This is a genomic window from Bradyrhizobium sp. USDA 4353 (genome assembly GCF_054063215.1).
The window spans coordinates 3,175,674-3,189,885 of sequence record NZ_JBSSGB010000001.1 but is presented as its reverse complement, the minus strand read 5'-3'; the positions used below and the strand labels follow the sequence as shown (position 1 = coordinate 3,189,885).

The window sequence follows — 14,212 nt, the reverse complement described above, 5'->3', positions numbered from 1 at the left end:
CCCGCTGCGTCGACACAACGGCTGCATCAAGGTCGGGACCGACACTCCCCCGCGCCGTCGGTGCAGTCCTGCGGTTTGGCGCTGTTGCTCTGAGACGGCGTAGCACCGCCTCCACTGCGCGCGGGAGCTTCACCGCCGGAATTTCCCTGGCCGCTGCCGCCATAGCCGAGCACTTCGACGATGATGACGGAGGCCCGCCCGTCTGCGGACGGCTGTTGCGAGGGCGCGAGCTTCTGCGGGGCGGCCACGGTGTTGTTGCCGAGAGTCAATGCCGCCACCGGCGGCGGCGCGACCGTGGGAATTCCTGTCGCAGAGCCCTGCACATTGATGTTGAAGGCATTGAGGACGCGCGCCGCACCCAGGCTGAGATCGCCGGCGACACGGATGCCGGCCGAGCCCGCGTCGATCGTGCCGGTCGGCGCGTACAGGTTGACATTGCTCTTGGTCGGATCCTGCCCGTTCAACGTGATCAGCGCTGCGATGCCGGCGCCGGTCACCAGCCCGGTCGGATTCAAATAGCAATAGCCGTTGGCGTCACAGATGGTCTGCTGCGGCGCACTTGCCGCATAGGTCTTGGAGCCTTGACCGGCATTGATGTCGCCATTTGCGGAGAACAGATCGATGTCGCCGCCCTGAAGAGTCATCATGCGGCTCTGCGCGAGCTGGATCGTGCCGTCGCTGTAGCCGCGGATCGTCCCGCCGGCGAGCGTGAGAATTCCTTCCTGGATCGGAGACAGCAGGTCGCGTCCATTGCGGCCGACATTGATGTTGCCGCCGGGCACCAGGATGTTGATGTCGCTGCCCATCTGGGTCTCCAGGACCGAGCCGCCGAGCGAGATCGTGCCGGTCACGACGCGATTGGCGGCGCCATTGACGCCGTTGACGGAGCGGTTATCGGTATAGCCGAGCGACGCCGGGAACAGCGTCGCGATCGCGGCATAGGCGCGGCCATACTGACCGGCGTAGGCGCTGGCCGGATCGTTGTGATCCTTGCCGACCTGGATGAGGAAGTCGCTGAAGCTGCTATTGATGGCGAGCTTCTCGCGCAAGCTCAGCGTATCGCCTCCCGCCGCGATCGTGGCGAATCTCGCGCTCGCCGCCTCACGGCTGATTCCGAGCACGCCGGCGATGTCTGCGAGGAAATCGAAACCGACCTCCTGCGGGGAACGCACCACGTATTGATTGACGAAGGCCACGTAGTTGGCCCGCGCGCCGGTTCCGAAGTAGCTGCCCAAGGCCTGATCGACGAGCGCGTTCTGCTTGTCGACGGCGAGTGCGTTGAAGTCGCGCCATGCCTGAGCGCGGGCGTTGGCGTCCCAGCTCTTGGCGGGATCGAGCCCATCGTTCAGCTTGGCGGCGATGAGTCGGAGCAGATCGATTCCACTGGTAGCTGAGCGGGCGGGATCGACATATTCGGCGATCACTGCCGCATAATTCGTGCCCGCCGGCTTCACACCGGCAAGAACGTAGATGTCGGCACTCCGGTTCGGCAAGTACTTGACGAGCTTCGTCGTCGTCAGGTCCGCATTGGTGCCGGAGTTGCTGCCGTTGCCCGCCGCGATCAATCCCGCGTAGCCGTTCAGGCTCTGGCGGAGCGGACCGATGTTGCGCCCGGCCTGGACCAGCCACGATCCCGGGCCATAGAGCGTATAGGAGCCGCCGATGATCGAGTTTCCTGCCACCAGCGACGTGACGTCGACGGAATTATTGTTCTGGAAGGTGATGGTGGCCTGTCCGGTGTTGGTCTGCGGAACGCCGTCGACCGCCGATGTCGGCGTGATTACGGAGAGAATGTTGTTGCCCGCAGTCATGTCCGCCGGCTTGATCAGCGTCAGGCTGGCCGTGCTTGCGAACGTGATGTCCTGCCCGGCGGCGATGATCACCGGCACCGGGTCATTGGCATGAAGCGCTTGGGTCAGATCGGCAAAGGTCTGCCCAAGCGGATTGATGTAGCTTGGCCCGGTGGCGGCGCCATGCACGTAGAGGCTGGACGCTCCGGTCAGGAGATCCGGCATGACGAGTTTTGCCCCCCCGCTGAAAGTGATCGACTGGGCTGCCAGCAGCGAAAGCGTCCCCGAAGCTGAACCATTCGCGCTCGGGATTGGGACGATGTTGATGGTCTGCCCACCGATGATGATCGACCCGCTCAAAGCCATGATGTCGAGGCTGGCGGGGTAGATCGATGGGACATTCGAACCATAGCTCGTTCCTTTCGACACCAGCGAAGACGCAGTTGCGGTTGCGATCGTGATGTCGCCGGACACGGCGGTCAGGTCAATCCCGCTCTGGGCCCCGTAGCTGGTGAACGGCGTTCCCATCCAGGACAGAGTGGAGGTGGTCGACGCAATCGGAAGAACGCCGGTGAAAGCGCCGGGAACGAGCGTCACCACGGGCAGCTGCGCAGGGTCGTAGACCGAGAGCAGGCTGATGCCGCCGCCGGAAACGACGCCAATGAAGCCGTTCTGCACGCCCAGGATCAGATCGAGCGGCTTGCCGGTCGGCGACGTGTTCTTGCCCTTCGCTGTGGCATTGGAATTTCCGGTCTGGAGCGTCGCCGAGAGCGACGTGTTCGGGTCCGCGCTGACCGCGCCGGCGACCTTGATACGGCCGCTGCCGAGTCCGACCAGCATATTGCCGCTCTGCAGGTTGCCGCCGGCCTGAATCACGAGGTTGCCGCCGCCATAGGTCACGATGTGCGCCGGATCGGCGGTCGTGATGCCTCCTGCGACGACGAGCGTTTCAGGCAGCGAGACCGCAGTCTGCCTGATGTCGGCGCCGGCCACGAGCGTCGCATTGCCGCCGCCGAGCACGCCTATGCCCTGGAAGAACGTGGCGTAATTGATCCAGGCGGCCGTCTGGCAGCTCGTCAGGAAGTTGCAGTTGGCGAACGGCGTCGCCGTCCCATTGCCCCAGCCGCCGTGGAAGTACCAGTTGCTCCACAGCTGCATCATCGACTGATAGGCCGTGCCGGTCTGCGAGCCCGCCGCGTCGTCGATCGGCGTCTCCACACCGATGATCGATTGCCCCACGGTGATCGACACCGAGCCGCCGCCAGTTGCCCAGGACGGAGTGCTCACATAGCCGTTCGCACAATTGAGCCCGGCACAATTGGCATTGGACGGAAGCGTCAGAGCGGTGAAATCGGCCGGCGTCGATGTCGCCGCACCCGCCGTGTAGACAGCGCCGGGCGCGGACTTGTCGAGTAGTTGGAAGTTGCCGGCGGCAGCGATGGTGATGCTTCCCGTCCCGGTTCGCACCAGTGTCGGGATCATCCGGAGCGATGTCGTCGTCGTCGTTCCCGACGTCGTCGTGACTGGCGAATACAAGTGGCCGTCGATCGTCACATTCCCGGTGCGGCTTGCCGTGAGCGCCGACACAGGAGCCACCGCGTACGGGTTCACCGTGGTGTCGCGAGCGCTGGTGAACGCCGCGCCGGCGACCAGGTTGATCGAGAACGAGCCGTTGTTGACGCCCTGGACCCGCGTCATCAGATCAGCGGCCGCCGTCGTGTTGTAGTCCGCCACGTTGCCCGACCGGGCCGGATTGTTGGCGATCAGGTCGGCCACGGCCACCGAACCGCCGAAATAGTCGCGGGTCTCAAAGAAGCCGTCGCTGATGGTCGCCTTGACGGCGACGTCGTTGACGGCCCGCAGGGTCAGAGATCCCGGCTCGCCGGCCGCGGTGCGATAGGCCAGCGGCGTCTGTACCGTCGCGACCAGTTGCCCCGTATAGTTCGTGTAATTGGAGAGGAGCTTGCCGGCGGCATCGGTGATGACGGTGTTGGCGCTGACCAGCGTGCCGTTGACCGCGGTGAAGGCCGTGGCGTTCACCAGGCCTTTCACGCCCCCGAGATTCCAGTTGCTGGCCACGGTGACGTTGCCGCCATTGATCGAGGTCGACGGGTTCGACAGCACGATTTCGGGGCGCACATGCAGGATGGCGCCGAGGCCGCTGGCGAAGTCGAACGCGTCGCCGTTCCCCGCAGCGACCGAGCTCGCCAGCGACTTCTGGACGAAGCCGGTCAGCGTGCCCTGGTAGAAATTGACGTGATTGGCATAGGCCGTCGTCGGCACGAAGATGCCGATGCCCTGGGCGACGCTGGTCGTCTGCGACAACGAATAGGGCTGGTTGACCGTGTACTTGGCCGTGAGGGTCACGCCGTTGGCCGTGACGGTCGGGGCGGGGGACCCGGCGTAGGTCGTGTTCGGATTGGTGGCGATGAGCCCGGCGATGACCAGGTTCGTGGTGACGGTCGCCGCCGTCGTGCCGCCCGTCACGGTCAGCGTGACCGGACTGGTGTAGCCGATGGCGGCAGTGTTATCCACCGTGACCGACTGGACGGCACCTGCACTGACCGTCACCTTGGTTACGACCAGGCCGCTTCCAGCGCCGCCCCCCGTCAATGTCACGACGACAGGATTGAGCGTCATAGCGGGATCGGAATAGCAGGTCCATGTCGCACCACCGCCCTTGCAAGTTCGAGTCGCTGTGCCGAAGCCCGACCCCTTGTTGGCTGCTGTCGGCGTAAGATTCCCCGTCTGAGTGGTCATGATCGCGGTGGCCACGCCGCTGGCGCCGCCGACCAGAATCGTCGGCACCGCGGTGAAGGTCGTCGTCGTGCTGTAGCTGATCGTATCGCCGGCGATCACGGTCCCTGCAACGCGCGTGCCGGTGCCGTCGAACCAGCCGGCGGGATCGATGATGCCGTCGAAATGCGTGCCGCCGGTCGTGTTGTCGGTGGTGCTCCAGGTGGCGTAGGCGTTCAAGGCCAGCCCGCCGCCAGGCGTTGAGCCGTTGGTCACGACGCTGCCCTTGAAGCGCACATTGACCGTGTAGTCGCTGAGCAGCGGCGCGCGCACGATGACCTGCCCGGCCGGCGCGGTCGGGCCGCCGCTGACGTCCAGCAGCGCGCCCGCATCGACCTTGATCCAGCCCGAATTGGCGCTGGTCACCTGCTGGAAGCCGTAGGTCGGATCATATCCGCCCGCCGTCGGCGTTCCGGTCGTCGCCAGCGTGATGGTGCCGCCGCTGGGATTGGTCGCTCCATTGTCGACCGAGGAATAGCGGCCGAACGCGGCGTCGCCCTGGGTGACGGCGCTTGCCAGCAGCCGCGCCGATGATTGCAGCCACACGCCACAGGAGGTCGTGCAGCCCGACGAGGAGGGCAGCGTTCCCGTGCCGAACAGCGAAATCTGCCCGCCGCTCAGGCCGCGCGCGTCGATCGTGCCGCCGACATTGACGCTGCCGGCATTGGCGGTCAGCTGGACATTGCGCGAGGTCAGGCTGGTGCCCGCAGCAAGCTCGATGTTGCCGGTCTGCAGCGTCACGGTGAAGCTGCCGGAGAAGTTCGGACTCGTGCCGTCGAGCGGCAGCGCGCCGGCTAGACCGCCGGCGAGCAGGCTGAAATTGCCGCCGAGATCGTTGAACTGCGCCGATCCGTTCAGGGTGCCCGCCAGGGTGGCGATGCCGGTGGTGCCGTTGTTGCCGGTCTGGATCGCAAGCGAGCCTGCGTAGCCGGCATAGGGGTTGGAGACGTCGACGCTGGCGCCGACGACGCTGACATTGCCGAGATTAGACGTCAGCTGCACGCTGCCCGCTGGCGTGTCCACGAGCTGATTGTTCACCGCCAGACGCAGACCGGGGGCCTTGATCGCAGCCCCCGAAGCGAGGACAACGTCACCGGTCGCCGCTATCAAGCTGACCTTGCCGCCGGCGGCATCGATCTGCACGCCATTGCGCGCCGTGATCGAGGCCCCCGTCAGGGCCAGACTGCCGCTGATGTTGCCATCGCTGCCGAAAGTGCTGGCGGAGCCGTTGCCCTGCATCACCACATTGCCACGGGCGGTGATGGTCTGGCTTGCGCCGGCTTTCACCACAACATCGGGCGTCGACAGAGTGAGATCGGTGCCGCCCCAGATCGAGATCGTCGGGGCGCTGGTGTAGCCGGTACCGCCATTGGTCAAGGTCAGTCCAGACACCGCCGAGCCGCCGAGCGTGGCGGTCGCCGTTGCGCCGGAGCCGCCGCCTCCGGTGATGGTGACGATCGGCGCGCTCGTAAAGCCGGTGCCGCCATTGGCCACGGTCAGCGAACTCACGGTCGTGACCGCCTGCGCCGCAGCGCCGGAGCCACCGCCACCGGAAATCGTGACCGTCGGAATTCCCGTAAAGCCGGCGCCTCCCTGCACGTTCACGCCGACGACGCCGAACTGCGGCTGAAGCCCGGCGGTCGGTACGGCTGCAGTGCCGATCGCGGCCCCCGTGCCGCCGGTCGTGACCGTGACGCTCAGATTGGCGAGCACGCCGCTGAAGCCGGATCCGCCCGAGATGATGTTGACCCCGGTGATCGCTCCGGTTGAGTTGACCACGGCTGTTCCAGTGGCTGTGGCCCCTGTGAGGGTGTCCTTGATGGTGACCAGATCACTTGCGCGATAACCCGACCCGGTGCCGGTGGTCGACACGTTGAACGACACGATGCCGAGCAGCGCCGTGCCGGTCGCGGTGGTTCCACCAGAACCGGCGATCGTGACTGTCGGCACGCTGGTGTAGCCGGTCCCGGCGCTGCTGATCGCGATCGAGCTGAGATTGAACTTTGCCGTCGCGGTGGCGGCGGCGGCATCGATGCTGCCGGTTCCAGCAAAAGCGATGCTCTCGCCCGCGGTCCAATTGACCTTGCTGAACCCGCCGAAGCTCTTGGCGCCGGCGTCGGCGGTGATCACCTTGGTTGCATTGAGATTCAGCGTGCCGCCCGCTCCCGCGGTGACGGACGCATCGGAGCTGACCCCGGACGCGCCGCGGCTGTTGATCAGGGTGATGTTGGTGGCCGCGATGGTGGCACAGTAGGCCGAGCAATCCGCAGCACCCGCGCCTGCGGTGTTGTTGCCGATGCTGTAGAAGCCGGATCCGTCGAATGTCAGCGTCCCGATCGGGTTGGCGGTATCGCCGAGCGTCAGACCCGTCTGCGCGTAGAAATCGAACCCGGCGTTGCTGCGCAGGGTCACCGACGAGGCGCCGGCAAACAGGCTGTTGAACTGAGCCGATGTCAGATTCAGGCCGCTCGCCGTCAATCCCTCGGGGCCGAAATTGAACGTGTTCGCTGCAACCGACAGGTTCGACGCCTTGAGCGTGACGCCCGCTGCGGCCGCGCCGCCATTCACGCGATCAGGCGCAAATGCACCGGACCCGCTGGTGTCGATCATCAGCGAGTTGCCGGCCGTGATCACGACGCCGGCGCCGGCTACCAGTTGTGACGTTCCGACGTTCGTGCCGATCGCAAAGCTGCCGGTCCCAATGGCGCCACTGCGCGTGACCGAGACCATGCTGCCGTTCGAGACCCGCAGCAGCGCGCCGTCGCCGCTCAAGGCGATGTTGCGGCTCGTCCCGGAGACCGTGCCCTTCGTGCTCACGACGCTGCCGGCGTCCACGGTGAGGCCTCTGCTGCCGCCGCCCTGGGTGACGAGGATCAGCTCAGGCCCGCTGAGCGAATGCGCCGCATCAGTGGCGACCTCGAGATTGAGCGCGACGGCCGTGACGGCCCCTGGAGAGCTGACGGACGCCGTGCCGCCGATCAGGACGCTGCCCGCGCCGAAGTTGCTGAGCTGGTCGGCGTCGAGGAAGAGGTAGTTGGCGAACGCCGAGCTCGCCGTGAAGCCGCCATTGGCGGCGACGGTTCCGAATTGGCCCAGACGATCGCTGGCGACGACTGCAATGTTCGCGGCAGCAATGTCGATCTGTCCCGTCGCGCCCTGGACCGTTGGTGCGAGATCGCTGCTGCCGGCAGCGAAATTGTTGTTGCCGCCAAGCGTCAGCCTGCTGGTGGCGCCGATCACGAGGAGACCGCCGTCGACCGGCAAGGCGGTCGGAGCGAGACCATTGTTGGCCGTATAGTTCGAGAAATAGCTGGTGCCGCTGGTGATGTTGATCTTGGAGTATTGGCCCCAGACCGCCTGCGATTGCAGCTGGAACAGCATGGTTTGCGACGAGCGGGAGCCGGTGATCGCATTGCCCAGGGAGCCGGTCATGTAGACCGAGCCGTCGGCGCCGGTGAAGCTGCCGGGCGATGTGCCGTTGCTCGTCGTGTACTGGACCACGCGGTAGGCGCCGGGCAGTGTCGCGTACATGCCCGGGAGCAGCACGTAGGTGCCAGCCGCGATTCCATTGCCGCCGCTCAAGGTGACGGAGGTCCCCGGCGATATGCCGGTGGCGTTGTTCATCGCAGTCGCCGAGAAGCTGGACAGCTTGCTGCCGCTCGTCGTCAGGCCCGCGGACGTCACGCTCCGTCCTGAATAATAGGGATAGGAGTTGAAGACCGGGTCGTAGGCGGCGACCTGAGCCTCGTAGGCCGGCACCAGCGCATACACCTGCCGTCCATCGGCATAGGTGGATGCAAGACTGGGGGTCGTGCCGCTTGAGCTGACGGTGGATACCTGCTGGTAATTGAGAAGGACGTTGCGCGTCCCGCCCGTGCCCGCGACAAACTCGACCGCATAGACGTCCCCGCCCCCGCTGGCATCGATGCTCCCGCCGAGCGCGACCGACCCACCGAAGATGCTGATCGACTTCGCCGGCGCCGCCGTTTGCTGCGTGACGGCATTTGTCGAGGCGATGGTCGCGTTCGCGTTGAGGTCGAGGCCATAGTACCAGGTGGCGCCGTCGACCGTGGAGCCATAGGGGATGTCGAGGCCGCCGGTCGAGACCGCGGTCAGGCTGCCGGTCCCGAGCGTGACCGATTGGGTCTGGACCAGCGCTCCCGAATAGGTCGTGGCCGATGAGGACACCGCCGCCTTCGTCACCGCCAGCGGCATGTCGGCTGCCGAGCGCAGGCCGACGACGATGCTGCCGAGCGGCGCCCACAACGTGCCATCCTGCTCGATGTTCTGCGCATCCAGCACCAGCGTTCCGCCAGCCGAGAGCGGAGCGCTCGGCGTGCTGCCGGCATATTGCTTGATCGTGAGCGTCGGCGAGGAGTCGCTGACGGCCATCGTCGACATCAGCAGAAAGGCAGTGTTGGTGGCGGGGAAGATCTCCGCCGCGGTGATGGTGAGCCGGCCCGGTGTGACGAACGAGCCGCCGAGCGTCAAGCCCGTGGGCACGAGGGTTTCGCTGCCATAGCGGCCGGGCAGCAGCCGCACCGAGCCGGCGGTGGTCAGCGTGGCATTGGCCACGTTCGCCAGCGACAGATTGCCCTGGAGATCGATCCATTGCGTGACGAAGCGGCCATGCGAAGCGCCGTCCGAGCCGACATAGAGCGTGCCGTCCGCAGCGTTCCTCACCGCGGGAGCCAATGTCAGTTGTTCGGCGGTCGTTCCCGCCAGGCGGATGTAGCCGGCATCCAGGCTGACGGTCGCGCCACCGACGCTCGCGGGCGTGCTGGACAGACCAGCGAGCGTCGAACCCGCCGGAAGGATGCTGATGAGATTGCTACCGCTATGGAGCACCAGCGATCCGGGCACATGGACGTCCGTCGTACCAGCGAAGCCGATCGTCGCGGGCCTTGCGCTTCCTTGGAAATAGCCGCCCGACGAAAGGGTGACGGAATCGAGTCCGCTGCTGTTGATCATGTCAGCGGTCAGCGTCACCGTCGTCGACGGCGTCGCCGATCCACTCTGGGCGACGAGAATGCCCGACCTGACGCCGATCACCGATTGCGTGTCGGAGTTGTAGATCGCGCTTGCGAAGACCCCGGCGTAGGGCGCAAGCGTCCCGGGCAGAACGAAATCGCCGAGCGACAGCGATCCGCCTGCGGCGAGCGCCGAACCTCCCGCCGCGAACAGGCTGCCGCCGAGATAGACGGTGAAGCCTCCGATCTGCAATGCGCCGCCATTGCTCCATACCGCCCTGCTCTCGACGCTGCGGCCGGTGGGAACCTCGATCACCCCCGCCGCACCGGCGATATCGATCACCGCGCCCGGCTGCACCTCGACGGTGTTGTTGCTGAGCAGCGTCACCGTGCCGCCATCATACATCGTGCCCGTCTTATAGCGGGTCACCGTCGGGTCCGGCACGAACGCGCCGCTGGCGTCGATGACGCTCCCGGCCGCGATAATGAGATTTCCCGCGCTCGCGATGCTGACGGTCCCGCCCTGCGCCCGGACATTGCCGGCCACGGTCATGGACGATTTGTTCGAGACCAGCGTGACCGAAGCGCCTGCGCCGGCCGCGATGCTGCCTTTGAAGCTGATCGCCTGATCGGCGACGATGTTGACCGATGCGCCGGGATCGGTCGTGACCGTAGCGCCCGCCGCGATGGTGATGCCGCCGGTCACGTTGGCAAATCCGGACTGCGACAGATCGATGCCGGACTGCGTGAGCGACAGATTGACCGGCTTACGCAGGCCATCGATGACGGTCCCGGCCTGGGCGAGATCGGTCGCTTTTGCAGCATTCGTCGCGATGCCTGCCAGCGATCCGGAAGCCGGGCTCAGGAGATTCGATTGTTGCAGCGTCAGCGTGGTGTTCGCGGCGACATTGGCTTCCGCAAGCCCGATCAGCGCGTAGCTGCCGAACCCGCTGTTGTTGAAGAAGGAGGTCGGTAGATTGATCTGGCCGACGCCGCTGCTCTGCGTTTCACCGGGAGTGTAGGAGACGGTACTGGTGCCGCCGATCTGAACATAGGGCGCCTGCAAGGTGAACGTGCCACCGCCCGCGAAGCCCCGGGCGCGGATGCTACCCTCGAGATAGGTGTTGGCGCGACTGCTGAGCGGAGCGATAAGCGCTCCGCTGCCATCGTCTGCATAGTAATAGAATCCTGCTCCCGCCGCGACCACGACCCCGGCGGGACCTGCGATCGCGGTCGCCGCGACGTCGTAGATGGACGTGACGAACGACGCCCCAGCATAAGTCTTGAGGGTCACACTGCCGCCTTTGCCGAGCGGCAGTCCGTCAGCACCCTTCTTCATCGCTCCGGTGCGATCGACATAGCCGCCGCTGGATGCATCGATCACGCTTCCCTGCGCCAACCTGATGCTGCGCGTGGTATCCGTGATCGACGTGACGGCGAAATAATTGAGGCCTGTGCTGAAATCCTTTTGTGCGGTGGTCGTTCCGCTGTTGATGAACTGCTTTTCGGGAAGATCGCTCGCGATCGTGGTGATCGTGACCGAGCCGCCATTGACATAGGCCGCCCCCGTCAGCGAGCCGGTGTCGGCACCGCTGTCATTGACCCACAGCCCGCTGACGTCCAGCGTTCCGGTGACGAGAAGATCCTGAAGCGCGACGGACTGCGGGATGCCGTTTGCGATCGTAGAGCCGGTCAGGGAGATGCTGCCGCTCCGCGCCGTGATCGTTCCATCGATCCGCGCGACATTGCCGAGCGTCACGCTGCCGCCGGGCCGCACGGAGAGGGCCGCATCCGCCGTCAGTTGCAGCATGGCATTGCTGCCGGTGTCGATGCTGATGCTGCCGAAGGCGGAGCCCGTCAGGAGATCGCTGAAGATCGGGAAGGCCAGCGTGCCGTCGGCAAGCCGGACCAGCGTCGGCGTCCAGGATGAGCCCAGCTTGAACGTCGACAGACCGAACGGATCCAGTCCGGCGTCGGCCGTAGGCTCCAGCAGCACGGTGTAAGCGGCGGCGTTGGTCCCCGACAGAGCGACGCTGAGGCCGGCGCCGGTGGGCATGACTTCAAGTCCGGCGCGCTGGCGTTCGCCTGCGACGATCGCCGAGCCGAACGAGCCCTCCAGGATCGGCGCCGCGGCGGTGAAGCCGACGCTGCCGGCAGAGCGTCCGGAGATGTAGCCCGGATCATAATATCCGCGCGACAGCGCGCTGGCGTAGATCTCGCTGACGCCCCAGCGCGAATGATCGACGCTGAAGCCGGCGAGAGCGGTATAGCTGAGATCCGACGGCGCGCTGCCGATGTTGTAGATGCGCCCGTTGGATCCGACCACTTGGGTCGTGCCGACGAATCCGGGAGCATACTGGACGTAGCCGCCGGACAGGTTGATCGACGAGCCCGGCAAGGTGATCGCGTTCTGTCCCGCCGAGATCGAGAGCTTTCCGCCCGTGGTCAACAGCTCGTCGATGGTCTTCGGAATGAGACCCGTATAGCCCTGGGCATTGAGCAGCGGCGAGCCGACCCAGGACGAGCCGTCCGCCCGGGTCCCGCTCAGCCTGGAATCGATGGTGACGGTGCTGCCGATCAGGCCGCGGGCCAACGGCGTATCGGCGACCTCTGCCGCAGTCACCTTGAAGGTCAGGAGATAGTTGGAGGTCGGCAGCAGCACGCCGGCCAGACCTGACAGGTCGATGCTGCTCCCCGCTTCCAGCAACACCGTGCCGGTCGTCCCGACAACGGGGCTCCCGCTGCTGTTCGTCACTCCGGCGCTCAGCTCGACCGCCGCTGCGGGCGCCCTGAGAAAGGCGCCTGTCGCGCCATCCGAGCTGCCCTGCACATCGATGTCGCCGCTCGCCTTGATGGAGATCTGCGGCTGGACGTAGGCAGCGACATAGGTCGAGGTGGCCGTGCTGGTCGGGATGGTGCTGCTGCTCTCATCCGGCAGGATCGTGGTCAGGCTGCTCGGTCCCAGGACGATGCTGCCGACCGCGCCATCGGCGGAGGGTGTGGTATAGTAGGTGCTCAGGCGGATGGAGCCTGGCCGATTGACGCTCGTGGTGGCTTCGATCACGCCCAATTGGCGGATGCTGTCGGCCACCACGCTGACGGCGCCGTCGTTCGACACGATCAGTCCATCGTTCGTCGCGAGAGCCCCGTTAGGCAGCGCGGTCCGAAGCGATTTGGTGGCCACCGCGGGCGACAGCTGGATGTAGTCGCCGTTGCTGTTGAGATAGACTTGAGTCGTGCTCGGCGAGAACGACGATGCCGTCAGAGCCTGCGCCACGCCCGTCGCGGTCGACGGCGGCTCGGTGAGCACGATGCCACTTCCGGCCGCCAGGATGATCTGGCCGTTGTTGGCGGTCAGCGTGCCGGAATTGGTGACCGTCGGTCCGATCAGAGCCAGAAAACCGTTGCGAGTCGTCGAAGCCGCGGCATTGATGGTGATGCCCGCTCCTGGCTGCACCTGAATTGCGCCACCGCCGACCGATCCCAGCGTCTGGTCGCCCATCACGAAGACGGCGGATTTTTCGCCGACGAGCGAGGTGCTGGAGGTCGTGGGCGCAGTGACGAACAGACCGTTCTGCGCGAAGTAGTCGTTGGCACTGCTTTCATTGGCCGGCGCGGCGAACGAGTAGGACGTGCCGTTCGCGGTGACGCTCTGCGGGGTGTAGCTCGGGCTCGTGCCGGAGAAGACCGAGGCGGCCGCCGCAGCGGAGGTTCCGGCAATGTCGTTGGTGGTCGCGATCAGCGAGCCGACATTCACCTGGCTGCCGCCGCCGAAGATGATGCCGTTCGGATTGATCAGCAGGACGGTGCCGTCGGCCTTGATGTTGCCGAGGATCTGGCTCGGCCTGCCGGTCGCATCGACGCGGTTCAGCGCGATCCAGCCGGGATTGCCCTGCTGGTTGTAGACCAGCGTGGTGTTTTTCCCGACATTGAACTGATACCAGGTCATGATGGCCTGGGGCGCGGTCTGGTTGATCGTGACGGTCGTCCGCCCGTTGCTCGCGCTCGACTGCACCGGCTGATCGGCGCCGGTCCACAGATTGGTCGCAGCTCCGGCCTGCGACGCGTTGGTGACGCGCGGATCGACGACGAGCCCGCCGGGCGACAGGCCATCGGTCACCGCCGGCAGGCCGTTGCCGAGGCTGGTCGACACACCGGCCATCGCGGCGTTGCGCGCGGCCGCCTGGGCCGCCTGCATCGCCTTGAGCACCGCCGCCGCCCGAGTCATGGCATCCTGCGACTGCTTGGCGATCGTGGCGGCCTGCTGCGAGGCCGCCGAGGCCGCAGCACTCGCCGCCGCGGCCGCCGACGCCGCCCCCGTCGCACCAAGCGGACGGGCCTGAACGACCGCGCCGGTTACGAGCAGCGCGACGGCGCTCACGCAGCCGAGCCAGAGCAGCCGGCGGAAACGGGACGGAGCCGCTGGCGTGGCTTGCAGCGGAGCGGACCAGGATGGCGTGGTCTCGATCGGCGAACGCGCAACACGCCGCCGACGCAGCGCCGCCGTTGCAGCGCGCTTCGCCTGCGTTGACCTGCCCTGCGCCATCGTCCGCTCCTGACGTCACCGTGATCGTCGCGCTCGCCCGCCGGTCGCGGCTGGGCTCACTGCTGAACAGACGATCGATCGGGGCCGGGACTGAAAGAGTTTCGGCAGGC

The 14,212-nt window shown here is 66.2% G+C and carries 1 protein-coding gene; it reads right to left on the bottom strand.

Annotated elements, in window-relative coordinates; genetic code table 11:
• Positions 1 to 26: 26 nt before the first annotated feature.
• Positions 27 to 14,102, bottom strand: coding sequence for a filamentous haemagglutinin family protein (locus ACVILH_RS14010; protein ID WP_456713410.1), 14,076 nt, complete (start codon positions 14,100 to 14,102; stop codon positions 27 to 29).
• Between the last annotated feature and the right edge of the window lie 110 nt (positions 14,103 to 14,212).

What these genes read in the sequence shown, in the direction of transcription:
- ACVILH_RS14010 (WP_456713410.1), bottom strand. Translation starts at nt 14,102, where the DNA reads ATGGCGCAGGGCAGGTCAACGCAGGCGAAGCGCGCTGCAACGGCGGCG.